Genomic DNA, 25,314 nt, shown 5'->3' on the forward strand with positions numbered 1-25,314 from the left:
CCCCTCAGCAGTTCGTCCAATATCGCGTCGTCGATCTTCTTCGCCATGGTCCACGCTGTCCTTTCCTCTCAGCATGGACCGGCAGATCCGTACACAGAAGGCCGGACACTCTCATCACCGAGGCGCCGTGCTTGGCGGAGATCGACGCTACCACCTCAGGACCTGGGAGCCGAGGGCAGCGCCGACGGCAGTGACCAGCAGGATGGCAAGGCTGTACCAGGTCACATAGAAGAGCGGACTGTCTTCGGTGCAGTGAATCGCATAAAGCGCAGTCGCTACTCCCCCGCTCATCAGGCCCGCCAAAGCGCCGGCCACCGGCGGCCGAGTGCTGGCGCCGCGCCGAAGTATCCAAAGGCTGATCGCCAGAATCGGCAAAGACATCAGGGGAATGACAGTCAAGCAAAACCAGAGCGTCTGCCCGACCAGTCCAGAATACCAGTCCTGCTTGGGTTTTTGCATCAGCTCCGCGGCCACCGCCGTCAACAGAACGAGCGGGACCGCCGTCAGCAAGGCGCTCCAGCCCCCAACTCGCGCAGCCGGGCGGGCCACTCGAACCACCGCTCCGAAGGCGCCGATCGCCAAAATTACCGGAAAAACTTGTTTTAGCAGAACGTTGGCGCTGCTCGCGACCACGCCGAAATCCGACCGAGGTCCCACCAGTATCAGAAACGCTGCTCCCACTATCACCGCGCTCGCGAGCAGCGCTCGCGGCAAAGCCACCTCTACGGGGCGTGTCCGTTCTACGTCGGCAGCAATTGCCCGGATGAACTGATCGGTTCTCATTCGGCTATCCTGCCACGACGAGCAGCCCTCCTCTCGCTCGAGGAGGGTGCCGAGGCGCCGGTGCCGAAGCGCCGCCGTTCCGCCGCCAGGCTTCGCAGCCGCTCGCCCGTCGCCCGGCTCGGGCCTCCCGGCGCACGGTCTTGGGGTCGATCCGAATGCGCTCGCAGGCGCGCCGCTGCGAGCAGACTGCGCTCGGCCATCAGGCGGAGCACCGCTGCGGTCGGTCGGCGCTTCTGATCTGTCATTTATTGTCTTGGCCCCCGTTCTTTCCAGGGACTGATGATTTTGAGGATGAACCCCGCCACCTCCGGCGCGTCCCACTCGGCCGGACCGAGCCGGCGCCCAACTTCCCGCCCGTCGGGATCGATCAAGATCGTCGCCGGTAAGCCGATCGCCCCCAAGTCGGCGGCGGAGCGACCGCTCTTGTCTATGACAAGCCGGAGGTTGGCGATGCCGCTCTCGTCGTAGAACCGCCGAACCACTCCGACCCCAGCGCGATCGATCGAGAGCGTCAGGACCTCGAAGCGACCGCTTCCGAGCCCCGCCTGCAAATTGTCGAGCGTGGGCATCTCGTTGCGGCATGGCGGGCACCACGTGGCCCAGACGTTCAGCAGGACATACTTTCCGCGCCAATCGTCGAGCGACAAAGTCTGTCCGGCCTCGTCCTGGAAGGCGATCCGCGGCAGATCCCGTGGAGCGGCATGCATCGCGAAGCCGGCGGACGGGCCGGAGGCGACTGCCGTAGGCAGCAGCGCGACGACGGTCAGGAAGGCCGCGAAGATTAAGGCTGTCACCGCAACACCTTCCCGGCCTGCGTCGCCAGGTCGCCACAAGGACTGGCAATCGAAGCGTGCATGCACTTTGTCGCAGCCGCGAGCCAATGCGCCTTTCCCGCCACTTTCGCTCAGAACCGCGCCTTGCGCAGCCGCAGCGAGTTGGTGATGACGCTGACCGAGGAGAGGCCCATGGCCGCCGCCGCGATCACCGGCGACAACAGGATGCCGAAGCTCGGGTAGAGCACCCCCGCGGCCACCGGCACGCCGAGTGCGTTGTAGATGAAGGCGAAGAACAGGTTCTGGCGAATGTTCTTCATGGTCGCGGCACTGAGCTTGCGCGCGCGATCGATGCCCTGAAGATCACCCCTCAGCAGCGTCACCCCCGCGCTCTCGATCGCGACGTCCGTGCCAGTGCCCATGGCGATGCCGACGTCCGCCGCGGCGAGGGCAGGGGCGTCGTTCACCCCGTCGCCGGCCATGGCCACGATCCGGCCCTCTTCGCGCAGTCGCGTGACGATGGCGCTTTTCTCCTCTGGGAGCACCTCGGCCTCGACGTCGGTGATGCCGAGCTTGCGGGCAACGGCCTCGGCCGTCGTCTTGTTGTCGCCCGTCAGCATCACCACGCGGACTCCGTCAGCGGCCAGCCCCTTCACCGCCTTGGGAGTGGTCGTCTTCACCGGGTCGGCGATGGCGAAGAGGCCTGCGGGGGCGCCGTCCGCGGCCATGAAGATCACCGTGGCGCCGTCGTTGCGCAGCTCTTCGGCCTTTGCGGTCAGAGCGGAGACGTCGATGCCGGCCTCGGTCATGATCCGCTGGTTGCCGATGATGAGCTGCTTGCCCTCGAGGCTGCCGGTCACGCCCTTGCCGATCGGCGCATCGAAGTTCTGAGCCTTCCCGAGCGTCAGGCCCTTCGCCTCGGCGGCACTTACGATGGCGAGCCCGAGGGGGTGCTGGCTCGAGCGTTCTAGGGTGCCCGCGAGGCGTAGGATGTCGTCCGCCGAGTGGCCGACCGCCGGGACGATGGCAGTCACTTTCGGATGCCCCTCGGTCAGGGTGCCAGTCTTGTCGACGACAAGTGTGTCGACCTTCTCGAAGCGTTCCAGCGCCTCGGCGTTCTTGATGAGCACGCCTAGCCCGGCGCCGCGACCGACGCCGACCATGATCGACATCGGCGTCGCAAGACCGAGGGCGCAGGGGCAGGCGATGATGAGGACCGCGACTGCCGCGACCAGCGCATGGGCGAAGCGCGGCTCCGGCCCGATGAAGAACCAGGCCAGGAAGGCGATGACGGCGACGACGATCACCGCGGGCACGAACCAGCCGGAGACGTCGTCGGCGAGCCGCTGGATCGGCGCACGCGATCGCTGCGCGTCGGCGACCATGCGTACGATCTGCGCGAGCATCGTGTCACGGCCGACCTTGCCCGCTTCCATGACGAAGCCGCCGGTCTGGTTCATCGTGCCGCCGATGAGCTTGGCGCCCACCTCCTTGCCGACCGGCATCGACTCGCCGGTAATCATCGACTCGTCGAGAGTGCTGCGGCCCTCGACCAGGGTGCCGTCAACCGGCACCTTCTCGCCCGGCCGGACACGAAGCCGGTCGCCGACCTCTACCGCGTCGAGGCCAACCTCCTCGTCGGAGCCATCGGCCTTGATGCGGCGCGCGGTCTTTGGCGCGAGGTCGAGCAGCGCGCGGATCGCTCCGCCGGTCTGCTCGCGAGCGCGGAGCTCCAGCACCTGGCCGAGCAATACGAGCACGGTGATGACCGCCGCGGCCTCGAAGTAAACCGGCACTGCCCCGCCCATGCCGCGCATGGTCGCGGGGAAAATTCCGGGGGCGAGGGTCGCAACCACGCTGTAGAGCCAAGCGGCTCCCGTTCCCATGGCGATCAGGGTGAACATGTTGAGATGGCGGTTCATCACCGACTGCCAGCCGCGCACGAAGAATGGCCAACCGGCCCACAGCACGACTGGCGTCGCCAGCACGAGTTGAATCCAGTTCGAGGTTTGCGGGGCTATGGCCGAATGCAAGTCGACGAGATGCCCGCCCATCTCTAGCAGGAAGACCGGCATCGTCAGCGCGAGCCCGATCCAGAAGCGGCGGCGCATGTCGAGGTATTCTGCGCTAGGGCCGGTGTCGGCTGAGGGCATCTCGGGCTCGAGTGCCATGCCGCAGATCGGGCAGTTGCCCGGTCCGACTTGACGGATCTGCGGATGCATCGGGCAGGTGTAGATGGTGCCCTCTGCCATCGGCGGAGCGGAATCGGGCGGCGCTGTCCTCGCGGCGTAGGTGGCGGGATCGGCTTCGAACCTCGCCAGGCACCGGGCCGAGCAGAAGTGATAGGCAGTGCCGCGAAACTCCGCGTGATGCTCCGTCGTCCCGGGATCCACGTCCATCCCACAGACCGGATCCTTGACCGTGCTCCCCTCCGGCAAGGAGGAGGCATGGCTGTCGTGGTTGTGGTGTTCTGACATTGTCGTTTCCCTCTCCCGCCCCCCGGCAAGGTCAAGTTCTGAGATGGGCAGGTTTGATTCAGCGAAGCCGGTCGGCGATCCGCTCCATCTGCGCGATCTCCTCTCGCTGCGCTTCGGCGATCGCCTCGCAGAGAGTCACCAACTCCGGGTCGGAAAGGCTGGCTTCCCGGCACATGAGGATCGCGCCTGAGTGGTGGGGGATCATGGAGGCGATGAACTGCCTGTCGTCGATGAGCGTCTGCGATCGGGTCGCCCAGAAGGCCCCGAGGGTCAGCACGGCGAGCAAGGCGTAGAGCGCGAGGTTCGCGCTCCGGTTCGAGAACATGCCCGGCATCGTGATCAGCATGAAGATGCCCATCGGCGCCCACATAGTGACGGCCATGTAGAACATGTTGAGGTTGTTTCTGAAGTCCCCGAGACCGTCGATCATCGAGAACATCACGAAGTACATGACGACGAGGCCGAGCGCCATGTTCGCCCAAAACATCACGTAGGGGTGGCCGCCGTGATCACTATGATCGTTCGCCGTCATGTCGCTCCTCCTCGCAGTTCCCGAGGCCCCCAGATTTGGTGGCCTCGCGACGGGTTTGGCAGACGAAGCCGAGATTTGCCGCGGTGTCGTGCATCTTGCCCGCGGTAATGGCGAAGCGTCGTTTTTGCTCCTGCTACTGACCGCGCGCGGCAAGCCACTCCCTCATCATGGCGATCTCCTTCTCCTGGGCAGCGATGACCTCTTCGGCAAGCTGGCGGATCTGCGGATCCTTGCCGTACTCCAGTTCGACCCTGGCCATGGCGATGGCGCCTTCGTGATGGGGGATCATGCCGCGCATGAAATCGATGTCCGGGTCGTCGGTGTATTCGATCATCATGTCCGCGTGCATCTTGTCGTTCGCGGCGATGAAGGCTTCGGTCGAGGGACTTTCGGAGGGAGACGCGGGCATCTCCTCCTGCATCCCGGGCATGTCGTGGCCTTGCATCCCGCCGCTGTTCTGGCCCGCCTGGTTCTGCGCGACGGCGAGACCGGCGCTAACGAGAATGGCGCCACTGATAAAAATCGGAGTGAGCCTGTTCATCGGACCCTCCTTTCAGCGCGGCAGCCGGAAGCCGGCGGTGAGGCGGGTTTTGCGATCATCTGGATCGGCATGAGTTCCTCCTGAACTGTCTCATGCGGGAGCACCTAGTCGTTCCCATCGTTGGAAGGTCAACCCCCGCGGATGACCCCATTCCTGCCGGCAGCGGGCTGCGGCTCGTCTGCTCGAGGGGTGGATGGCGGATGTTTCCGCCAGTCCCCCGCCGGGAGCTCCAGTTCCTACGTCGGCAGGAAGCCGGCGCGTTCCTTTCTGGACCCGCCTTCCGTGCGGCCGCCGCTAATGACCTTGAACAGCCTCGGCGTTCGGCGCTCGAGCAGGCGCCCGAGAGCGATGAGGCCCGAGATGGTCAGGCTAACGGTCAAGAGATAGAGCGTGATCTGTGCCACCTCGGACATCGGGTCTATCATCGACCCGAGCGAAAGCTTGATGAACAGAATCGGCGGGTAGTGCGCGGCGTGGATGAAGAACGCCATGTAGGTGTTGCGACCGACCCATGCGGCGAAGCGGCCGTCGATCATTAGGAGCGCGGCGTTCCAGACTGCGAGCGCGCCGAGGATACGCATGGCGCCGGTGGCGACGTCGAAGCCGAGCCCATCCGCGCGGCCAAGCGCCCAAGGTGCGAGGGTCCGGGCCATCGCCGCCATGAGGAACAACACGAAGACTGGCACGACCCAGCGCTTCGGCAGCTCGGGGCGGAAGCCGTGCATGGCGCAGGCCGCGCCAAAGGAGAAGAAGAGCAGCACGTCGAGCCGGTGGAAGATCACGAGATCGTAATCGAGGATCCAGAGCGGCACGAGAGCAACGAACGTGGGCCAGGGCAGCCGGCCGACGAGGAGCCAGATGAGCGGGCTCACCGCTACCGTCAGGATCAGGTCGCGGATGAACCAGAGCTGGAAGGCCACCTGGGTGCGGTTGATGCCGATGATAGCGTTGCCCCAGGTGCGCAGGAAGCTCTGGTTCTTGGCGAAGAAGGCCGCGAAGAGGTCCGGGTAGATCAGGTGCACGGCATAGCCGACGAGGGCGAACAGCGTTCCCCAGATCAGGAACGGGATCACGAGCGAGTGCACGCGACGTCGCAGCTTTCGGGCGAAGTCCGGCGGCCGTTGTGGGGTGGCTCCCTGGAAGAACAGAAAACCCGAGATCGCGCTCATCGCAGGGACCGCGGTGAAGCCGATGAAGAGCACGAACGAGATAAGGATCGCGGCCACGGGAAGCGGCTGCCCCTGGTAGCCGGGGTAGGGCGAGAAGGACGAGCCGTAGACGCCGCCGTAGTGCAGGAAGACGAGCGCAAGCACCAGGACGAGGCGCAGGAAGCCGATCCGGCGGCGGTCGAGGTCAGAAAGCGCGGTGGAGCGCGGGGTGAAGTGCGGGATCGGTTCGGCGCCGATCGCGCCGGTCGATACGTGGGCGGGCATGATAGCCTCCGGGAAACAAGTACATGGTACCGCCCGCCGACACGACTACAGGTGTCGGACCAACGGGAGCGGAACTGGCAAACCTTTAGGCGGAGGCGGGGCGAGGTGGGGCGGGATCGGGCGCCAGCGCGCGCCCCTCGTGCGGCTGATCCGGGCGACGGGGAAAAATGAGGGCAAAACGATCCCGGGGCGCCAGCTTCGGTTCGGCGGCCGGAAGTCCCGAGGTTCCGCTTTGCACGCAACTCCCGTGGAAGCTGGCGGGCTGGCAGCAATCTGCGTCCGTGTGATCTTTGCCGGACGCGGGCTCGACCGCCAGGCGGCCGGGAACATCGAGACGAGGGGCGGAGGCATGCGCCAGCGCCCCTCCGGCGGCCGCCAGCGAAAGAAGAAGCAGGGCGCAGAAAAGGATGTTCGCCCGCCCCATCCGCCCAACAAACGCGGCAACGGCGCGGACGCCTAAGCTATCGCGCAACGCTCGGTCGCGCAGAGTCCTGGAGCCGATGTAGCCTGCGATCATCTCAACGTCCTCGAACGGAGGACCGTAAAGCTTGGGACGCCTAGGAGGCCAGATCCGCCGGTGTGGATCAACGGGTTGTTGTCGCAGGGAGGCGTCTCTTAGGCGGCTGTATCTTGACGACATTTCAACTGGATACTCTCCAGAGCTGAAAGCCTGCTCGCGTACTCGTGATTGACGGTTGATCACTCAGGACCGACGGCGGCGCACCGCGTCCCTCCTCCGCAGCGATGGAACTGCCGAGAAAGGCTGATCGACCTCCTGCAAGAGGCGCAATGGACTGCTGTGGTCTCGGTCACTCTCGGCGTTGCCGTGATGGGGGCCCGCGCCGGGTGATCCAAAAGAATCATCTTGACCTTCCAATGATGGGAAGCCCCATCTCCGCCGAGGAGGACATCAGGACAGGAGCCCGCCATGAACGCACCCGTACGCAGCCAGGACGTATCCTCCATCGCGTTCCCTATCGAGGGGATGACCTGCGCGTCGTGCGTCGGCCGTGTCGAGCGCGCCCTGCGGGCAGTGCCGGGCGTCGACTCAGTTTCAGTGAATCTCGCGACCGAGCGCGCCAGGATCACCACCAAGGGGACGGTCCATCCGGCCGCGCTCGTTGGCGCGGTCGAGCGTGTCGGCTATGTCGTTCGATCGGATTCAATGGAACTCGCCATCCAGGGAATGACTTGTGCGTCGTGCGTCGGGCGCGTCGAGCGCGCCCTGACGGCGGTGCCGGGGGTATCGGCGGCCACGGTCAACCTCGCGACCGAGCGCGCTACCGTCCGAGGGTTTGCGAGCACCGAAGCCCTGATCGCGGCGGTCGCCAAGGCCGGCTACACGGCGGCCCCGATCGGGGCCCCCGAGGGCAAGGAGACCGAGGACAAGAAAGAGGCCGAGCTCCAGGGCCTCAAGCGCGACTTTACCATCGCGCTGGTGCTGACGCTTCCGGTCTTCCTGCTGGAGATGGGTTCCCACGTCATTCCCGGTCTCCATGCGCTCATCCAGTCCACCATCGGGATGCAGTCGAGCTGGTACATCCAGTGGGTCTTGACGACGCTCGTCCTCTTCGTCCCCGGCATCCGCTTTTACGAGAAGGGTTTTCCGGCGCTGTGGCGACGTGCGCCGGACATGAACTCCCTGGTGGCGGTCGGCTCGCTCGCGGCCTACGGCTACTCGCTTGTCGCGACCTTCGCGCCCGGCTTCCTGCCGGCCGGGACGATCAACGTCTATTACGAAGCTGCCGCGGTCATCGTGACGCTGATCCTGTTCGGCCGCGTTCTCGAGGCCCGCGCCAAGGGGCGGACCTCGGAAGCGATCAAGCGGCTTGTCGGGCTGCAGGCCAAGACGGCCCGGGTGCGCCGCGACGGCGTGGTCGTGGACCTGCCCATGTCCGCGGTCGTCCCGGGCGACATCGTCGAGGTGCGCCCTGGCGAACGCCTGCCCGTGGACGGCCAAGTGGTCGAAGGCGAGAGCTACGTCGACGAGTCGATGATCACCGGCGAGCCGGTTCCGGTAGCCAAGAAGCCCGGAGCGGAGGTCGTCGGCGGCACGGTGAATCAGAAGGGCGCCTTCACGTTCGCGGCGACAGCGGTCGGCGGCGACACCGTGCTCGCCCAGATCATCCGAATGGTCGAGCAGGCCCAAGGGTCCAAGCTGCCGATCCAGGCGATGGTCGACAAGGTGACGATGTACTTCGTCCCCGCCGTCTTCGCGGTAGCTGCGATCACCTTCGGCGCCTGGCTATGGTTCGGGCCGTCGCCGGCGCTCACCTTCGCGCTCGTCAACGCCGTCGGGGTGCTCATCATCGCCTGCCCCTGCGCCATGGGGCTCGCCACGCCGACTTCGATCATGGTCGGGACGGGCCGCGGCGCGGAGCTCGGCGTGCTCTTCCGCAAGGGCGAGGCCTTGCAGCTCCTGAAGGACGCGAAGGTCGTCGCGCTCGACAAGACCGGCACGCTGACCGAGGGCAGGCCGTCACTGACCGACCTCGAGGTCGCCGAGGGCTTCGCCCGCGCCGACGTGCTCGGCAAGGTCGCGGCGGTGGAGGCGAAGTCCGAGCACCCGATCGCCCGCGCCATCGTCGAGGCGGCGCAAGCCGAGGGACTCGTCCTGCCGGTGGTTTCGGCCTTCGCCTCGATCACCGGCTTCGGCGTGAGGGCCATCGTCGACGGGCTGCCGGTGGAGATCGGCGCCGACCGTTACATGGCCGAGCTCGGGCATGAGGTGTCGCGCTTCGCCGCCACGGCGGATCGGCTCGGTTCGGAGGGCAAGTCACCGCTCTTCGCCGCCATCGGCGGCAAGCTCGCGGCGGTCATCGCGGTGGCCGACCCGATCAAGGCAACGGCGCCCCAAGCGATCAAGGCACTCCACGACCTCGGCCTCGAGGTCGCGATGATCACCGGCGACAACGCCCGCACGGCGAAGGCCATCGCCAACCGCCTCGGCATCGACGAAGTGGTGGCCGAAGTGCTGCCCAACGGCAAGGTCACGGCCGTCCAGCGGCTGAAGGGCGCGCATGGCAAGGTCGCCTTCGTCGGCGACGGCATAAACGACGCGCCAGCCCTGGCCGAGGCAGACGTAGGGATCGCCATCGGCACCGGCACCGACGTCGCTATCGAGGTAGCGGACGTGGTGCTGATGTCGGGGAATCTGCAGGGCGTGCCGACCGCCATCGCCCTCTCCAAGGCGACGATCGGCAACATCCGACAGAACCTGTTCTGGGCCTTCGTGTACAATACGGCCCTGATCCCGGTCGCAGCAGGCGCGCTCTACCCGGCCTTCGGTGTGCTGTTGTCGCCGGTCTTCGCGGCCGGGGCGATGGCGCTGTCGAGCATCTTCGTGCTGGGCAACGCCTTGCGCCTGCGGCGCTTCGCGGTCGCCGCTCGAAACCATGCATTTGACGGGCGCGGCATCGACCGGGCCCATTCGCATCCGCAAGGAGAGGCACAGTGAACATCGGTCAGGCAGCGAAGGCTTCAGGCGTCTCGGCGAAAATGATCCGCTACTACGAGCAGACCGGGCTAATCCCGAAGGCGGGCCGGACCGCTTCGGGCTATCGTGACTATTCCGACACCGACGTCCACATGCTGCGCTTCATCCGGCGCGCCCGCGACCTCGGCTTCGCGGTCGCAGAGATCAACGAGCTCCTCGGTCTCTGGCGCGACCAGTCCCGACAGAGTTCGGAGGTCAAGCGCATCGCACTCGGGCATATCGGAGCCCTTCATCGCCGGATCGCCGACCTCCAGGAGATGGCCGGAACGCTGACTGCGCTCGTCGACTGCTGTCAGGGCGACCACCGGCCCGAATGCCCGATCCTCCACCGCCTGGAGACTGACGAAGCGGGGGAGGATCTGTCGATCCGCCCCCGACGGGGCGCCGTCCCGCGGACGATTCAGTAACTGCGCGGTTCTCACCCGGCTCGCCGTTGCAATCCTCGTCCGGGCCGCCCGAAGCCGACCCGCCCTGGCTCAGCCAAGCTTTCGTTCGTGGGCGCAGCGGCCATGGCGACGCGCTTCAACGTCGGGTCGACTGCTCGACTGCCGGACGCAGCTCGCACGATGGTCGGGCGCAAGCGGGCGGGAAGACGCGCACTTTCTCATCGCAGGTACATCCGCGGCCGGCATCTGCCGCAGCCAAAGAGATCGTAGTCTGGGCGGCGTCGGGCGCCAACATGTCCCGGCCCCGGTGGTCCTAAGGCAGGTTGTTCGAGCTGGCCGGTGGATCGAGCCGCGAGAGCTTCCTGAGCGAACGGGCGATTGATCTCATTGGGGTGGAGAAGTCTGGCAGCGTTACAAACGCGAGCAGGAGGGCGGCGATCCAGAAGGCATTATTGTGCGTGAACATCGCGAGCAGCGCGAGGATGCAGACGAACTGCAACTGCACCTTGTTCGTGCGCTGGGCGATATGCTCCGGCAGGGCGTGCAGGCGTAGGTAGAATAGTCCAAACGAGAATACGAAGACGACCAGGAACACCGCCATCGTCATCATCAACCAGTCGGTCGATCCCGGCGCGGTAATGAATGCTGGCAGAGGGTCCGACGCGGCGGCGTTCGTCGGCACGATGTACTCCCTCCCGGCCCTGATAAAGATTGGGCCCGAGAGCAGAATGTTAGCGGCTGGTTGGTTGCAATGAAATGCCCCGAGGTGACTTTTTCCCGGGGAAGGAATTGACCTTCCAACGCTTGGAAACCCCACATGAGCCACAAGGGGTGCGAAACCCCGATTCGGAACACCAGAAGAGAAGGGTTCATCCCATGTGCGGTTGCAGCTGCTCCTCCACCAAGGCTGAGACCAGGGCGGCAGACGCCGCGGTCTTCTCCGTCCCCGACATGTCCTGCGGCCACTGTGTGAGCTCGATCACCAAGGCCTTCGCCGAGAAGCTTCCTGGCGTGCCGGTCGTGGTCGACCTCTCGACCAGGACCGTCTCCGTCGACGCGCCTGCGGAGCTGGCCAAGGCGATCATCGCCGACGCCGGCTACGAAGTCACACTCGCCTGATCTGACCTCGAAAGCAGCCGCGCCCTGACGGCGCGACTGCCTTGTCGGGGCCGGCCCCTGCATTCGTCCGAAAGCCACAACGATGCCCCTTTCTCGCCGCGACTTCCTCTCGGTCGGTCTCGTCTCAGGTGCGGCGCTCTGCCTGCCGCGGATCGGCCTCGCGGCCTCCTCGCCGGACGCCAGCATCACCGCTTCCACCCGCACCCTCGACGTCCGTGGTCGCGCCGCCACGGTCCTCTCCCTTGCGAACCGCACGGGTGGGCAGGGGCTCGTCCTCGACCCCGGCGCCCGCTTCTCGGTGCGCGTGACTAATAAGCTTTCCGAACCGACCCTCATCCACTGGCACGGCCAGGTCCCCCCGAACGAACAGGACGGCGTGCCCGACTTCCCGCTTCCGGCGCTGCGGCCTGGCGACGCGCGGGACTACGACTACGTGCCGGAACCCGGCACCTACTGGATGCATGCGCACATCCCGCTGCAGGAGATGGCGCTTCTCGCCGCGCCGCTGATCGTCCGCTCGGCCGAGGATCTCGCCGCCGACCGTCAGGAGGTGACGCTCTTCCTCCATGATTTCTCCTTCACCCCGCCCGCGGAGCTGATGGCCAGCCTCGGTGTCGGGCGCGGCATGAACCACGCTACGACGGGGGGCACGATGGGCGGCATGGCCGGGATGACGGGCATGGATCATGGCAACATGTCCGGCATGATGGCGATGGATCTCAACGACATCGAGTTCGACGCCTACCTCGCCAACGACCGCACCCTCGATGACCCCGAGGTGGTAACGGTGGACAAGGGTGGCCGCGTGCTCCTGCGCGTCATCAACGCTGCCGCCGCCACGGCTTTCTGGATCGACCTCGGCGCCGCGAAGGGCAGCCTCGTCGCCGTCGATGGTCACGCGGTCGAGCCGGTGACGGGAAGCCGCTTCCCGCTTTCGATGGGCCAACGCGCCGACATCGAGGTCGGCATGCCCGCGGATGGCGCGGCCTTGCCCGTCCTCGCGCTTCGCGAGGGCGCCCCTCAGCGGACCGGCATCGTCCTCGCCCCGGCCGGCACCAGGGTCGCGCGGATCGCCGAGGAGGGCGCGCTCTCCCCGCCTCTCGACCTCGCGCTCGAGGCGCGCCTTCGCCCCGCCGAGCCGTTGGCCGGACGGGCGGCGGACAAGGAGCGGACGCTGATGCTCGGGGGCACCATGGCGCCCTACGCCTGGACGATCGACGGCCGCACCTTCGCCGACCGAAGGCCGGTGACGGCGAAGAGCGGCGAGCGGGTTGAGCTCACGCTTCACAACATGTCGATGATGGCGCATCCGATGCACCTGCATGGCCATGTCTTTCAGGTCGTGGCGATCAACGGCACTCGCTTCTCCGGCGCTCGCCGCGACACCGTGCTCGTGCCGCCAATGGCAGCGGTAACCATCGCCCTCGACGCCGGCGAGGTGGCGGAGTGGATGTTCCATTGCCACCACATGCCACACCTCCAGACCGGCATGATGACAACACTGGTCGTGTCGTAAGCTGATCGAGGGCGCGGGCTCGCGACGATGACGAACGATAGGGACTAAGCTGCTGGTTCGACCTCAACGGTCACGTGCGAGAGGTCGTGAATGTGGGCAAGCTTGGCGCGATAGTGTGACGGGGCTTCAGGGTGCGCCGTCACGATCGAGACGATCGCGCCGTGGTGACCGGGCCCGAGCTGCCAAACGTGGAGGTCGGTGATGCGGTCCACGTCGTTTTCGATTGCTCCGCGGATTTCCTGGGGAAGATCCTCAGCTGGAGGCATGTAGTCCACGAGGACGCTACCCGCATCGCGGATCAGGCCCCAGGACCAACGTGCAATCACGAGCGCACCGACGATCCCCATAGCGGGGTCGAGCCAGAGCCAGCCGTAGAGGCTCCCGCCCAGAAGAGCCCCGATAGCCAAGACCGAGGTCAGAGCATCCGCCAGCACGTGCAAGTAGGCCGCGCGCAGGTTGTTGTCGCCGCCATGCCGATGATGGCCATGGCCGTGATGATGATCCTGCCCGTGGCCGTGGTGATGATCGTCGCGCAGGAGCCAAGCGCTGAGGAGGTTGACCACCAGGCCAATCACGGCGACCCCAATGGCCATCTGGAAGTCGATCGGCACCGGGGAACGGAACCGCTGAACGCTCTCCCAGCCGATCAGCAACGCAATCAGCGCGAGCACCACGGCGCTTGCAAAGCCGCCCAGGTCACCAAGCTTGCCAGTGCCGAAGGTGAAGCGGGGGTTCGAGGCGTGGCGGCGAGCGTAGAGATAGGCAAGCGCCGCAATCAGCATGGCTGCCGCATGGGTGGACATGTGCCAGCCGTCCGCGATGAGAGCCATCGAGCCGTAGGCGTAACCCGCCGTTATCTCCACCACCATCATGGTTGCGGTGAGCGAGATCACCAGCCATGTGCGCCGCTCGTTGCGCTCATGGGCGGCGCCCAGAAACACGTGGGCATGGCCGCCAGAGGCAACGGCAGGATGATGTGCATCGATCATTTCAGGTAGCTCCTCACTACCTCGATCAGCTCGGCCGCCCCCCTAGCGCGTGCGCCGGCGTCAAGCTCGTCCATGACGTGCTCGCGCACGTGGTCTTCGATCAGTTCAGCCGTCAAACCGCCGATTGCGCCGCGGACGGAGGCCACGAGGTTCAGCACCTCGCCGCAGGGAGCTTGGGCTTCCAACGCCCGCTCGATTGCTTCCATCTGGCCTTTCAGGCGACGGACGCGGGCCAGGAGCTTGGCCTGGTTCTTGATCGTGTGACTCATAGGGTAGGGGCCTATACCATATGTCATGCTTTGCAAAGGGGCATGAGGGGCCCGCAGGATGCGCCGGTAACGGCTGCTGGCTAGCGCATAAGTGTAGGGCGCAGGCGAGGAACGGGTCAGCCGTCGGCCGGTTGATTGCGCGGGAGGACGAAGCTTGCGGTGGACCTATCGGAGCGGCGTGCTGGCAGTGCTGCTGGCTGTCCTGATGCTCGCAGTCGGTGCTCCACCGATGTCGGCGGTTGGCGCCAACGTGCACCCCGGGCATGACCAGCGCGCCGACATCTCGGTTTCGGATGTCGCCATCTGCAACCATCCCGCCCCGAGCCTCGGTCATGCGTGTTGTGCTGCCAACTGTTACGGGGCGCTGATGTCGGCAGTGCCGCTCTTCGTGGCTTCGGTCTGCCGTTTTGTGCCGCAACCCGGCGAGGCGTCGCACGCTACAAGCCGCTCACCCGAGATCGCACCTCCACCTCCGAAGCCGATCTGACGCCGGAAGCTAAAGGGAAACGGCGATCCGCGGATCGTCAGAAACGACAGGAGATTCAAATGCACCGATACACCACGCTAGCCGCAGCGACGACTGCGTTCTTCACCCTATGCAGTCTGGCCCAGGCGCAGGAGACCGGCATGCAGGGCATGGCGGGAGCGGCAACGCTGCCGGAAGCCTGCCAAACCGAGGTCGCTCCGGCGGGCCACGACATGGCGCCGCCGACGGCGGAGATGGGCAAGGCTCAGGCCGCGATGATGCAAGGCATGATGGCGACCAGCGAGCAGATGATGCAGGGAATCATGGCCGACGATCCCGACGTCGCCTTCGCCTGCGGCATGATCCCGCACCACCAAGGGGCGATCAACATGGCCGAGGTCGAGCTCGAGCACGGTGACGATCAGACAATGAAGGACATGGCGCAGATGATCATAGATGCGCAGACCAAGGAGATCGCTGAGCTAACCACGTGGATTGAGGAGAATGCTCAATGATTCATCATTAATCGCCCCACGGCGCCGGCTATTCTCCGGCGCCACTTACCCGAAGCAGGGCAAGTGCAGGCATGTGAACCTCCAGCACGCCTCGTCGACCGTGGCGACGTCCGACTTGTATGATGAGATCAATCGTGCAGCGGGCGTATTCGAGCACGTCGCGGCGCGACTGGCCAATACCTGTGCGCATCACCATCAAAGCCAGTCGCTCCATTGCCAGAACGGGGCTGTCGGCGTGGATCGTGCTTATGGAGCCGGGGTGGCCGGTGTTGATCGCCTCTAGGAAGGACAGAGCCTCCTCGCCGCGCATTTCTCCAAGGATCAGCCGATCCGGTCGCATCCGCAGCGCTGCCATCAGCAGCTTCGCCGGCGTCCGCTCCGAGGTCGTCACCCGTTCGGAGATCAGCGCGACGTTGTTCTCGTGCGGCAGGTGCAGCTCCCGCGCATCCTCGATCGTCACCAGGCGCTCGGCACGATCGGTTAGCGACAGGAGCGCCCGCGCAACCGTTGTCTTGCCCGAGGACGTGCCTCCGGAGACTAGGATGTTCATCCTGTGGTCGATCGCTCGCTGGAACAGTTTGGCGAGTTCCCCGGCCTCGGCCAGCTTCGCGAGCTCGGCAAGCCGCTTTCGCCGCAGTCCCTCGACACTTACCTGACGCCCCTCGAGGAAGCCAATCTCGCCAACGTCGAGGATCCGCGACACATATTTCCGGATCGAAAGCGACGCCCCTTCCTCCACAGCCGGCGGCACGACGATCTGCACGCGCAGCACCTGCCCGAAGGCATGCAGGCTCCCCGAGACGATCGGATGCTTCGGCCCCAGCCGGTTCATCGTCTCGCCGGCGAGGTGCTTGCTCAGCTGCTGGACCTTGCCGGGCGGGAAATGATGCCCGGTGCGGACCATGTGTTCCGCGTCGGCACGCTCGGACCACACCGCGCCGTCCGGGTTGATCACCACCTCGTTGACGTCCTCGGCTACGAGCAGCGGCCGGAGCTCGCGCAGGTCGTGCTCGGCATGGCTGCGCGTCCCGGAGAGGGCAGGGGCCTCGCCCATCAGAACACCAGGTCGCGGTTGACGAAGATGGTGAGCCGGTCGCCTTGGTCGACGTTGATCGTCGGCGCGATCCGCAGGTAGGCGTCGAGGGCCGAGCGCGAGGAGGACTCGAGGTCGCCGCCGAGGGCGTCGAGAGCATCGGCGACATCCTCATCGGTCTCGTCGTCGACCGCGAACTGCGGGGCCAGCCCGAACAGCGAGATCAGCGCGGCGGAGCCGAACCGTTCCCAGAAATGCGTGTCGACGTGCCCGGTCTGACCGCTGCGCCCGAGCGCATCCGCCCCGATGCCGCCCAAGGCGACGCTGGTGCCCGCCGGCGTCACCGCCCGGTTCCAGGCGATCAGCGCCCGGCGCTGCGCGATCTTCACGTTCGAGCTGTAGGTGCCGATGAGGCGCGTACCGCGGGGCAGGAGGGTGGTCGACCCGTCGTAGGAGACGACGTCCTCGGTCAGCACTGCCCGGATCGCCCCCGGCAGGTCCGTGTTGATCGCGGTCTCCAGCACGCCCTCGAGGATCGTGCCCTGCACGATGGTGCGCGAGGGATCGGCGAGCTGCTCGGCCCGTACGGTGTCGTGGGTCTGCTCGGCCGCGGCGGCGAGAAAGCCCTCGTTCTCTGAGAGGCGGCGCCCGCCCGCGCTGCCGGCGCCCGCCTGGCCGTTGGTCGCGCCGTCGATCACCAGGCCGTTCGAGGCGACCTGCGCCTTCTCGACCGCCTCGCGGCGCTTCCGCTCCTCCTCCATCCGCTTGCGCGCCTCGGCCTCGGCGGTTGCGCGGGTCGGATCGACGCCGGCGGTCACCGGCTTATCGGCGAGGAGCTGCCGGGTGATCTCGGCGCGGAGCTGCGCGGCGTTGGCGTCGAGCATCGCCTGCAGCTCCTCCCGGGTCATGCCGCCCGGCTGGTCGGCGAGCGCCCGCAGCCGGGCTTCCATCTCATCGAGGCGCAGCTGGTCCTCCGGGCTCAGCCCGTCGGCCTCCGGTGGCGCCACCGGCAGCTCGGTCGACAGCGGCTCGGTGTCGACGGGCTCGCCGCGCGGGACCTCGGTCGAGATGCCCTCGGCGAAGGCCGCCGGCTGCTGCATGTCCTGGGGCCGTGAGGTGCTGAAGTCGAAGAGCGAGCGGACCTGCGCCGGGGCGAAGGCCCAGAGCGCGCCGATGACCAGCAGCACGCCGATCAGGATGCCGACGGCGATCCGCGGCCCGCGGCTCGGGGCCGGTGGTCCCATCCGCCGGCTGATCCGTTCGAGGCGGTCGCGCTCCTCCTGGCTCTTCTCGGTCATTTCGGGAGGCCGGGCGTGGCGGAGGCGGGCTGGCTGGTAGCTACGAGGTAGCCGGGGCGGAGCGCCTTGGCGCGGCGGCCGCCGGGGACGGTCTTGAGCACGCGCTCGTGGGCGACGCAGAGCTCGTCGTCGCCGATCCTGAGCGTCCAGCGATCGGAGGTGCCCATGACGACGGCGCCGGTCTCGGTCTCGCGAACGTTGATGATGCTCTCGCGACCCTGCTCGTCGACCCGGAAGATCGCAGGCCGCGGTGAGTCCCGCGGGAACTCGAAGATGGTGCGCCGGCCGTCGTCGTAGACCGCCACCGGGCGGAACTTCGTCGCGGCGCCGGCGACATAGTAGTTCGGATCGCGCGACCGCGCTTGCTCGACCTGGCGGCTCGCCACCTTCGCCCGTTCGCGTTCGGGGTATCGGAATCCGATCCGGTAGTTGAGCGTCGAGGAGCCGGCCGGGATCGGCACGGCGCGGAGCTCGAAGGTGTAGGTGTTCTGCGAGGTGTAGACGGTCATGTTGGTGCGGGCGCCGGCGATCAGCGGCTTCACCGCCAGCACGTTGCCGCTCTGCAGGCGGATGACCTGCCAGCTTTCGCTGTCGCCCATCAGCACGCTGTCGATCGCCTCGCCGGGGGCGAACTCGATCGAGGTGATGATCTTCATCGCAACATCAAGGCGATAGACCGTGTCCTTGACGTAAGTGTACTGCTTAATCCGCGGGTCGGCGCCGATCGAGCGCGGAGCGGTCTCGGCGGTGGCGGGCGTTGCGGCGACGATCGACAGGGCCGCAAGACTCACGGCGGCGAGGAGGCTGCGCATGTCGATCATCCCTTTCCGGTGCTGGAGTCGAGGGTCTCGGCGTCGATGCGATAGCGCGTCACGGTGAAGCCGAGCGGATTCTGCCAGACCGCCTCGAGCGTGCGCTCGACGCGCGGCTGGAAGACGAAGCCGACGGTGGCGACGAAGGCGCGGACCACCGGCTGCAGGCCGGGCTGCTCGAGGGTGCGGGTGAAGCGCACCTGGGCGGTGGCGTCATTCAGGATCGCGACTGAGCGGACCTTGACCTTGATCAGGCTGTCCTCGCCGTAGATCGCCGGCGGGTACTGGTCGGCCTCGCGGGTCCAGAGCGCGCGGAGCGAGGTCGCCGCCTGTCCTTGCGAGGTGGCGAGGACCGCGGGGATGCGCTCGCGGTTGTCGGCCGTGTCGTAGGTCTCGCGCTCGCTGACGTAGCGGACGAGTTCGGCCTGGCGCACCGCGTCGGTCTCGGCGAGATCGGCCGGCCGGGTCGAGACCACGAGCTCGGACTCGCCGGTCTGGCGATCGACCATGACGACGTAGGGCCGGATCTCCTTCAGCGGCAGCATGACGACCATCGCGCCGACGGCGCAGAGCGCCGTCGCCAGCGACAGGCCGGCGATCCAGCCGAAGAGCGCCGCCCGCCGCTGCAGGCCGAAGAAGACTTCGTCCTCGAAGCGCTGGACCACCTCGGACCCTTGGGACATGAGCTGATGGACTCCTTTTCCGTGACGCCGCGACGGAGGGGCGCGCGAACGACGATCTGCGGCGGAAGCGGGCTTAGCCGGGCGGCGCCTTGGCCTTGTCGGAGGTCGAGCGATCGGCCGTCCGCGTTGCGGCGCGCTGGCGCCTTCGCTCGCGGGTGAACTGCAGCGAGCCGGCCTGGGCCGTCTCGAAATCGCTACCGAAGGTGGAGCGCCGGCCCATGTTCGCCATCCGGGTCTGATGACGCTCGCGCGCCTTCTTCCGAGCCTCATAGTTCTGGACGAGTTCCTGCGCGCCAGCCGATGCCCGAGCGCCCATGCCGCCTTCGGCGGTGCGGCCGGCGCCGATCGCGCCGGATACCGCCGCGACCGCCGGGTGGGCGCCGCGGGCGACCGCCTTCACCCCGCCGCCGGCCATGCCGACGCGGCCGGCGAGCTGGCGCGCCTCGCGGACGCCGCTTGCGGTAGCGACGACCGTGCCAGCGAGCCCGTTCACCATCGTTGGCACCTGGGACATGAGAAAGATCGCGGCGAGGGCGACGATCAGGAAGCCGGCGGCATCCGTCAGCGTCACTGCCGCGTCGATCTCGGCGATCATGGCGCCGCCGATCCCGACGATCGCGCCCATGACGCCGGCGAGCACGAGCGGGATCAATGCGAAGCCGAGGGTGAACTTCGCCCAGCTTGCGAACAGGTCACTGGTTCCCCGAAAGAGCAGCGTCCCGATAAAGATCGGGGCGAGAGACACCGCCATCGCTAGACCGATCTTGGCGATCGCAGCAACGAGGATGGCGACGCACGCCATAAGGGCCCCGACGATCGCCAGGACGATCGAGAGCAGGCTGATGGAGAAGAAGCCGCTTTCATCAGCGGCGCGGTCGGAGAAGTCGAAGATCGACGTCACCATCTGATCCAGCGCCTCATTGAGGGTCGGGGCGCTGGCCACATCGAGCAGCTCTGCCCCGATTGAGCTCGGGACGTTGGTGAGCATGTCGTAGAAGGGAAGGAATTGGTTCCAAGACGTGGCGACGGCCAGGATGATCAGGTAGCGCACGCTCCACTTTACGAAATCGGTCACGCGCAACGGCGCCCACTGCATGACGACGTTGATGGCGAGGAAGGCGAGAGACACCAGTCCCGCGAGGCGAATGGTGGCGGCGACCGGCCCGCCGATGTCGACGAACACGTTCTGCGCGTAAGTCGCCACGGATACGTCGATTTTCGTCAGGGTGTCCTGGATGTAAGTCGCCATCTCACACTTACTCGATGGCACCCACGCTGCGGCAGTAGGCCATAGCTTCCTTGAAGCCGTTTCCTCTCTGCATCTCCTTTCGATAGGTCGCAGCGAGCGCCTTGTTCGACTGACCGAAGTAGTCCTCAGGCACGCTCGCCATGATCGCCGTCCAGTCGCGTCGATCGTTCAGGCAGCTGATCTCCGAGGGTTGCCCTGCCGCGAAGGCCTCGCACTCACGGCGTGCCTCCGCGGCATCCCACCGAACGCGATACTCATTGACGATGTTCTGGAGCGCGAAGTTGCCACCGACCTGTTGCGCTACTTCGACCGTTGGGGAGCGCTCGCACACGAATGACCCCGCCGCTCGGGCGCCGGTGGCCGTTGCAAGAATCGCGGCGACGACCGCCGCTACAGTCTGCATTCTCATGGGGTTACTCCTCCCGTCCAACCTTCATGAACTCCCGCGAAGCCATCTGCTCGCGGGTCATGAACAGCGCCTGCGCGCCCGTCGCGTTCGCCTGGGCCGAAAGCACCCGCAGAAGTTCGTTCATCACCTGCATCTGCTCGATCTGGACCCGGGTGTTGAAATCAATCGCCGCCTTCACGTCGGTGTTGGCATCGATCTGCGGCACCATCCGGTCGACCCGGGTCATTGCCTCGTTCGCCCGCAGATAGCTGTCCTCGCCGGTCGCCATCGCCGCGAGCGACGAGCCACCGAGATTGGCGAGCGCCCGGTACTGGACGATGTCCGAGCTGCCGTAGGGGCCGAGGAGGTCGAGCTGGTAGTTGCCGCGCAGCCGCTCGATCGCCGAAGCGAGCCGCGCGGTGTTGCCGAGGATCGGGCTGCCGGTGATCGCCCCATCGACGATGCCCGAGAGGTTCTGGGCAGCCGCCCGGGCGGCGATGTCCTCGGGCGCGTTCAGGAACGCGCCGATCCCGCGCGCGCCGGTCAGGCTCTCGAGCTGGGTCTTCATGGTGGCGAGCTGCTCGGCCTGGGTGGCGATCTGCTCGAGGAGCTTGGCGACGCTGGTCGCGTCGTATACCGGCACGCCCTGCGCCGCGGCACGATCGATCGGAGCGGCGAGGAGGGCGATCGCCGTCGCCGCCAACGCGACCATCTTCCGGATGCGTCTTGTCATACCGGCACCGTCCCGTCGCCGATCGGCGTCCAGTCGCAGACGCAGGGACTGGTCTTGTCGGTGTAGCCCGCGCAGCCGGCGAGAACGCCGGCCGCGAGGGTGAGCCAGAGCCATCGCAATCTCATCGGGGGCATCAGGCAATCTCCTTCCAGAAGTCCGGGGCGTCACGCCATCCGGCCGGCGCCCACTCGCCGGCGCCGCCGCCAAGCACCTTCACGAGGGGCCCGAGGGCGCGCAGGTCCATGTCGACGATGGCGCTGGTGCCGCCGGAGCGGATCAGTGCCAGCCGCGCCTCGAGCGCGCTGACGCAGGCGAAGTCGAGCTCGCGATCGGAGAGGGCGAGGGGCGCCAGCTCCTCGGGGCTGTTGCGGGAGTTCGGGTAGAGGAACGTCGTCACCGCCGACTCGAGGATCGAGCCGCCGGCCTTGCTCTCGCGGATGTGGGCGACGCGCTGGGTCAGCAGCACCACGGCGACGTTCTTCTTGCGCATGGTAAGCATCCAGTCCTTCAGCCGGCGTTCGAAGTAGGGGTCGTCGAGGAGCTTCCAAGCCTCGTCGAGGACGATCAGCGTCGGCCGGCTGTCCTCGACGGTGCGCTCGATGCGGCGGAAGACGTAGGAGAGCCAGGCGGTGCGGACCGCGCTGGTGTCGAAGATCTCGGTGAGGTCGAACCCGGTGACGGGCGCGTCAAAGGAGAGGCTGTCGACGCCCTCGCCGGAGAAGAGCCAGCCGAAGCTGCCGTCCTCGTCCCAATCGCCCATGCGGTCGTAGAGCGCGCCATCGTCGTCGAGCGAGCGGAACTGCCGGCGGAAGGAGGCCAATGTCCTGAGTGCCGGATCGGTCTCGGCGTTCGCCGCCACGGCTTGCGTGAGCGCCTGGCTCTGGATCGCGGTCAGCGGCCCCTCGCGCGAGAGCATCGCGGCGAGCCAGTCGCCGAGCCAGGCGCGGCCGCGATCGTCGGTCTCGGCGGCGAAGGGGTTGAAGCCTGTCGCCTCTCCGAGGCGCACGGCACTGTAGGCACCGCATGGCGCGCACCGGCATCTCGAGACCGCGGTCCTTGTCGAAGACGATGACCCGGGCTCCCGTGCGACGCGCCTGCGCTACCAGAAACGCGGTACCGAGGGTCTTGCCCGACCCGGTCTGCCCGAGCACCAATGTGTGGCCGACGGTGCGCTCGCCCGGCCTGCCTCGCAGGTGGAAGTTGAAGCGGTAAGCGCTTGAGGAGACGGTCGGAAGGATGGTCACCGCCTCGCCCCATGGTGTCGCGGCCTGACCGAGGCCAACGGGCGCTGCATGCAGCGCGGTGAAGTGCGCGAAGTTCCGCGACGAGATCATCGCGGCGCGGGCGCGGTAGCCGTGATTACCGGGGTGCTGGGCGAACCAGGTCGCGCGGGCGCCGATGTCCTCGCGCACGAGGACACAGCCGGCGCGCTGGCCGGCGGCGCGGACCTGTGCGGCGGCCTCGTCGAGTTCCTCCTCGTTGCGGGCGACAATCGCGATCGAGGCGTGGTGCAGGCCGAAGGAAATCCGCCCCGAGGCGAGATCGTCGGCGGCGTCGATCAGCTGGCCGCGGAGCGAGGCCGCGGCATCGTCGGCGGCGCCCATCTGGCGGACGGTGCGCCGGATGCGGGCGAGGGCCTCGAACTGCTCGATCGGGGTGAAGCTGTGGGTAACGACGCTGTCGAAGTCGAGGTCGAAGTGGTCGAAGACGCCGGGCGCCGTCGACGCCGGATAGGCCTTGAGCGAGAAGACCGCGCCGAAACGCATGTCCATCGTCGAGGCGCCCGGAACGAGGAAGCGATCGCCCTCGAAGCGGACGCTGGAGCCCGCGACGAGGTTCGCCACCGGCTCGAAGCTAGGGGGCAGAGGGGTCGGCTCGAAGCGCCCGGTGACGAGCGTTCTCAGGAGCCCGAGCCAGCGACCGTCGACGACGGTGAGGCGTTCGGGCCCGGCTACGGCGAGAGTCTCCATCAGGTAGGAGACCGCTTCGTTCAGCCGATCGACGCGGCGGGCGAGGTGATCGCGCTGCGCCGTTGCGCCAGCACCGAAGAGCCGGGTCGAGAGCCCGAGGAGCTTCTGCGGCCGCAGCACCACGGTCAGGAACGAGCGGCGCTCGCGCAACTCCATCGCCGCAAGCGCCGCCTGCCAGCGGCGGTCGACCTCGAAGGAGAAGGAGTCGGCGTCGAGCGGCGGCGACAGACGGCTGTCGGCGACGAAGGAGACGCGGTGGAGATGGAAGCCGAGGTCGGGGGATGCCTGGGCCACCACCGCCTGCACCGCGTCCGCCACGTCGCCGACGAGCACGCTCTCGGCGGTGGCGGCGCCGATGCCATCGACGGCGAAGGTCGCCATGATCTCGCCGTCGCGGAGCATCAGCACGTCGTCGGTCACCGCGGTGACATAGGGCAGGTGCCGGATCAACGCCGCGTCGTCGTGGCGCTCCTTGGGCTCGAGCCGCCTGCGCGCGAAGCTCTTCACGCTCTCAAGCACGATAGACGACCCCCTTGCCCCGCAGCCAGGCGGCCGGCAAAGGCGTCCGCCGGAGGCTCGTGAAGATCACGTCGAAGATCCGCGGGTCCCAGGCAGCGAGCGCGCGGAGCGCCGCGTAGCCGACGATCGCCGACGCGGCGAGGTAGACGAAAGACAGCGTCGCGATGAAGCCGCCCATCACCGTCATCGCGAGGATGATCACGTAGGTCAGCGGCAGGCCCACCATGGAGACGGGCCTGGTCAGCGCCTGGAAGCAGGGCGCGCTCGCGTTCACGCGAAACCGCCGAGGATCGTCGCGGCGCCGAAGAGGATGACGAGGCCGACGCAGATCGAGACGGCGAAGCCCATGTTCATCCGCCCGAAGAGGAACATGATGCCGACGGCGGCGAGGGCGACGAGGCCGATCGCCCGGCCGGTGGTGCCGGTCAGCGCCGCGCCGAGCGTCGCGAAGAAGCTGTCGATCGGCGAGAGGTCCTGCGCCATCGCCGGGCCGCCGAGGACGACGGCCGCCCCGAAGAGCGCGAGCATCAGCCAGACGAGGTGCGCACCGGGAGCGATGGAAGGAAGCCGAAGGCCGACCATCCTGCGGGTGAGGAGCATCATCTTTTCCATTCGAGCACGGTTCCTTGTGCGGGAGCTGCGAGAGCCGCGGGCTCGAGGACGTCGGAGTCGTCGAGGGCGGTGGTGGTGGCGAGCGCGCGCGCCGCGCCGTCGATCTCGGCCGCGGCGGTGATCCGGGCGACGTAGTCGCGGGTCTCGCGGTACGGCGGGACGCCGTGGAACTGCGCGACCCGGTGCGGCCCGGCGTTGTAGGCAGCGAGCGCCCAGTCGACCCGGCCGAACTCGGCGAGCTGCGCGGTCAGGTAGCGCGCGGCACCGTGCAGGTTCGCCATCGGCTCGGCCGCGTCGACGCCGAGGAGCGCCGCGGTCTCGGGCATCAGTTGGCCGAGCCCGCGCGCACCTTTCGGCGACACCGCGCGTGGATTGAAGCGCGACTCCTGGTCGATCAGCGCGACGAAGAGCCGGACGAAATCCGCCTCGTCAAGGCCGGCGTCAACGACCGCCGGATCGTCCGCGTAGACCTCGGCCACACCCTCGGCCATCGGCCGGTAGACGGCGCTGTTCGCGCTCCTGGAGGACATCGAGACCGCGGGCCCCGCAGCTTCACCGGAAACGTTTCTATCATAATAGATATTATCGGTACGACGCACATCCGGAGGGTACGCGCTATTCTGAACTGCGACTTTTGAGATCTGGCAGGATGTTGGAAAGCGAAAGGACATCCTGAATGAAGACGCGCTTCAGCCATCTCACGCTCTCGGATCGCCGCCAGA

At 67.1% G+C, this 25,314-nt stretch carries 28 protein-coding genes; 6 read left to right on the forward strand and 22 right to left on the reverse strand.

Annotated features, from left to right (window positions below):
- Positions 1-147: 147 nt before the first annotated feature.
- The 6 genes from ACLJK8_RS17500 to ACLJK8_RS17525 all read right to left on the reverse strand — a co-directional run bounded on the left by ACLJK8_RS17500 (position 148) and on the right by ACLJK8_RS17525 (position 6,539).
- The gene (locus tag ACLJK8_RS17500) at positions 148-783 is read right to left on the reverse strand and encodes an NrsF family protein (RefSeq protein ID WP_413151630.1); all 636 of its coding nucleotides are present in this window, start codon (positions 781-783) and stop codon (positions 148-150) included.
- Between the two features lie 245 nt (positions 784-1,028).
- Positions 1,029-1,577, reverse strand: coding sequence for a TlpA family protein disulfide reductase (locus ACLJK8_RS17505; protein WP_413151631.1), 549 nt, complete (start codon positions 1,575-1,577; stop codon positions 1,029-1,031).
- 110 nt (positions 1,578-1,687) lie between these two features.
- Positions 1,688-4,033, reverse strand: a complete 2,346-nt coding sequence (locus tag ACLJK8_RS17510; protein WP_413151632.1) for a heavy metal translocating P-type ATPase — start codon at positions 4,031-4,033, stop codon at positions 1,688-1,690.
- 58 nt (positions 4,034-4,091) lie between these two features.
- On the reverse strand, positions 4,092-4,565 hold the full coding sequence (locus ACLJK8_RS17515; protein ID WP_413151633.1) for a DUF305 domain-containing protein: 474 nt from the start codon (positions 4,563-4,565) through the stop codon (positions 4,092-4,094).
- Between the two features lie 133 nt (positions 4,566-4,698).
- On the reverse strand, positions 4,699-5,106 hold the full coding sequence (locus ACLJK8_RS17520; protein WP_413151634.1) for a DUF305 domain-containing protein: 408 nt from the start codon (positions 5,104-5,106) through the stop codon (positions 4,699-4,701).
- A 236-nt stretch (positions 5,107-5,342) separates the two neighbouring features.
- Entirely contained in the window at positions 5,343-6,539 is a 1,197-nt protein-coding gene (locus ACLJK8_RS17525; RefSeq protein WP_413151635.1) for an acyltransferase family protein, read from the reverse strand.
- A gap of 928 nt (positions 6,540-7,467) precedes the next feature.
- Between ACLJK8_RS17525 and ACLJK8_RS17530 the strand changes: the two genes are divergently transcribed.
- Both ACLJK8_RS17530 and cueR read left to right on the forward strand, forming a co-directional pair.
- On the forward strand, positions 7,468-9,996 hold the full coding sequence (locus tag ACLJK8_RS17530; RefSeq protein ID WP_413151636.1) for a heavy metal translocating P-type ATPase: 2,529 nt from the start codon (positions 7,468-7,470) through the stop codon (positions 9,994-9,996).
- Entirely contained in the window at positions 9,993-10,442 is a 450-nt protein-coding gene (gene cueR / locus ACLJK8_RS17535) for a Cu(I)-responsive transcriptional regulator (RefSeq protein ID WP_413151637.1), read from the forward strand. The genes ACLJK8_RS17530 and cueR overlap by 4 nt, the downstream gene beginning before the upstream one ends.
- Positions 10,443-10,734: 292 nt before the next feature.
- Here cueR and ACLJK8_RS17540 read toward each other — a convergent pair whose 3' ends face one another.
- Complete coding sequence (locus ACLJK8_RS17540; RefSeq protein WP_413151638.1) at positions 10,735-11,103, reverse strand: hypothetical protein; 369 nt, start codon at positions 11,101-11,103, stop codon at positions 10,735-10,737.
- Positions 11,104-11,297: 194 nt separating this feature from the next.
- On the opposite strand from ACLJK8_RS17540, the gene ACLJK8_RS17545 reads away from it, so the two are divergent.
- On the forward strand, positions 11,298-11,540 hold the full coding sequence (locus ACLJK8_RS17545) for a heavy-metal-associated domain-containing protein (protein ID WP_413151639.1): 243 nt from the start codon (positions 11,298-11,300) through the stop codon (positions 11,538-11,540).
- An 82-nt stretch (positions 11,541-11,622) separates the two neighbouring features.
- The gene (locus ACLJK8_RS17550; RefSeq protein ID WP_413151640.1) at positions 11,623-13,056 is read left to right on the forward strand and encodes a multicopper oxidase family protein; all 1,434 of its coding nucleotides are present in this window, start codon (positions 11,623-11,625) and stop codon (positions 13,054-13,056) included.
- A 44-nt stretch (positions 13,057-13,100) separates the two neighbouring features.
- Here the strand turns inward: ACLJK8_RS17550 and dmeF are convergent, their stop codons facing one another.
- Positions 13,101-14,045, reverse strand: a complete 945-nt coding sequence (dmeF, locus tag ACLJK8_RS17555; protein ID WP_413151641.1) for a CDF family Co(II)/Ni(II) efflux transporter DmeF — start codon at positions 14,043-14,045, stop codon at positions 13,101-13,103.
- Entirely contained in the window at positions 14,042-14,314 is a 273-nt protein-coding gene (locus tag ACLJK8_RS17560; protein WP_413151642.1) for a metal/formaldehyde-sensitive transcriptional repressor, read from the reverse strand. Before ACLJK8_RS17560 ends, dmeF begins: the two co-directional genes overlap by 4 nt.
- 154 nt (positions 14,315-14,468) lie before the next feature.
- Here ACLJK8_RS17560 and ACLJK8_RS17565 point away from each other — a divergent pair, with 154 nt between their 5' ends.
- Both ACLJK8_RS17565 and ACLJK8_RS17570 read left to right on the forward strand, forming a co-directional pair.
- The gene (locus tag ACLJK8_RS17565; RefSeq protein ID WP_413151643.1) at positions 14,469-14,801 is read left to right on the forward strand and encodes a hypothetical protein; all 333 of its coding nucleotides are present in this window, start codon (positions 14,469-14,471) and stop codon (positions 14,799-14,801) included.
- Positions 14,802-14,860: 59 nt separating this feature from the next.
- The gene (locus ACLJK8_RS17570) at positions 14,861-15,295 is read left to right on the forward strand and encodes a DUF305 domain-containing protein (protein WP_413151644.1); all 435 of its coding nucleotides are present in this window, start codon (positions 14,861-14,863) and stop codon (positions 15,293-15,295) included.
- Positions 15,296-15,323: 28 nt separating this feature from the next.
- Here ACLJK8_RS17570 and ACLJK8_RS17575 read toward each other — a convergent pair whose 3' ends face one another.
- The 13 genes from ACLJK8_RS17575 to ACLJK8_RS17635 form a co-directional block, all read right to left on the reverse strand.
- The gene (locus ACLJK8_RS17575; RefSeq protein ID WP_413151645.1) at positions 15,324-16,349 is read right to left on the reverse strand and encodes an ATPase, T2SS/T4P/T4SS family; all 1,026 of its coding nucleotides are present in this window, start codon (positions 16,347-16,349) and stop codon (positions 15,324-15,326) included.
- Positions 16,349-17,626, reverse strand: a complete 1,278-nt coding sequence (locus ACLJK8_RS17580) for a TrbI/VirB10 family protein (protein WP_413151646.1) — start codon at positions 17,624-17,626, stop codon at positions 16,349-16,351. Before ACLJK8_RS17580 ends, ACLJK8_RS17575 begins: the two co-directional genes overlap by 1 nt.
- Positions 17,623-18,438 carry a TrbG/VirB9 family P-type conjugative transfer protein gene (locus ACLJK8_RS17585; protein WP_413151647.1) on the reverse strand — a complete coding sequence of 272 codons (816 nt, stop codon included), beginning with the start codon at positions 18,436-18,438 and terminating at the stop codon, positions 17,623-17,625. Before ACLJK8_RS17585 ends, ACLJK8_RS17580 begins: the two co-directional genes overlap by 4 nt.
- A 5-nt stretch (positions 18,439-18,443) precedes the next feature.
- A complete protein-coding gene (locus ACLJK8_RS17590; RefSeq protein ID WP_413151648.1) occupies positions 18,444-19,121 on the reverse strand; it encodes a virB8 family protein in 678 nt (225 codons plus the stop codon).
- 73 nt (positions 19,122-19,194) lie between these two features.
- On the reverse strand, positions 19,195-20,370 hold the full coding sequence (locus ACLJK8_RS17595) for a type IV secretion system protein (RefSeq protein WP_413151649.1): 1,176 nt from the start codon (positions 20,368-20,370) through the stop codon (positions 19,195-19,197).
- 7 nt (positions 20,371-20,377) lie between these two features.
- Complete coding sequence (locus ACLJK8_RS17600) at positions 20,378-20,779, reverse strand: hypothetical protein (RefSeq protein ID WP_413151650.1); 402 nt, start codon at positions 20,777-20,779, stop codon at positions 20,378-20,380.
- Positions 20,780-20,783: 4 nt separating this feature from the next.
- Positions 20,784-21,491 carry a type IV secretion system protein gene (locus ACLJK8_RS17605; protein ID WP_413151651.1) on the reverse strand — a complete coding sequence of 236 codons (708 nt, stop codon included), beginning with the start codon at positions 21,489-21,491 and terminating at the stop codon, positions 20,784-20,786.
- Positions 21,488-21,625, reverse strand: a complete 138-nt coding sequence (locus tag ACLJK8_RS17610) for a hypothetical protein (RefSeq protein ID WP_413151652.1) — start codon at positions 21,623-21,625, stop codon at positions 21,488-21,490. The genes ACLJK8_RS17605 and ACLJK8_RS17610 overlap by 4 nt, the downstream gene beginning before the upstream one ends.
- Positions 21,625-22,251, reverse strand: coding sequence for a hypothetical protein (locus ACLJK8_RS17615; RefSeq protein WP_413151653.1), 627 nt, complete (start codon positions 22,249-22,251; stop codon positions 21,625-21,627). The genes ACLJK8_RS17610 and ACLJK8_RS17615 overlap by 1 nt, the downstream gene beginning before the upstream one ends.
- Complete coding sequence (locus ACLJK8_RS17620) at positions 22,178-23,881, reverse strand: helicase HerA domain-containing protein (protein WP_413151654.1); 1,704 nt, start codon at positions 23,879-23,881, stop codon at positions 22,178-22,180. The genes ACLJK8_RS17615 and ACLJK8_RS17620 overlap by 74 nt, the downstream gene beginning before the upstream one ends.
- Before the next feature lie 91 nt (positions 23,882-23,972).
- A complete protein-coding gene (locus tag ACLJK8_RS17625) occupies positions 23,973-24,254 on the reverse strand; it encodes a VirB3 family type IV secretion system protein (protein ID WP_413151655.1) in 282 nt (93 codons plus the stop codon).
- Complete coding sequence (locus ACLJK8_RS17630; protein ID WP_413151656.1) at positions 24,251-24,583, reverse strand: TrbC/VirB2 family protein; 333 nt, start codon at positions 24,581-24,583, stop codon at positions 24,251-24,253. The genes ACLJK8_RS17625 and ACLJK8_RS17630 overlap by 4 nt, the downstream gene beginning before the upstream one ends.
- Positions 24,580-25,122, reverse strand: a complete 543-nt coding sequence (locus ACLJK8_RS17635) for a lytic transglycosylase domain-containing protein (protein ID WP_413151657.1) — start codon at positions 25,120-25,122, stop codon at positions 24,580-24,582. Before ACLJK8_RS17635 ends, ACLJK8_RS17630 begins: the two co-directional genes overlap by 4 nt.
- Positions 25,123-25,314 lie beyond the last annotated feature (192 nt).

It is taken from the genome of Amaricoccus sp. W119 (assembly GCF_047275745.1).
GTDB lineage: Bacteria > Pseudomonadota > Alphaproteobacteria > Rhodobacterales > Rhodobacteraceae > Amaricoccus.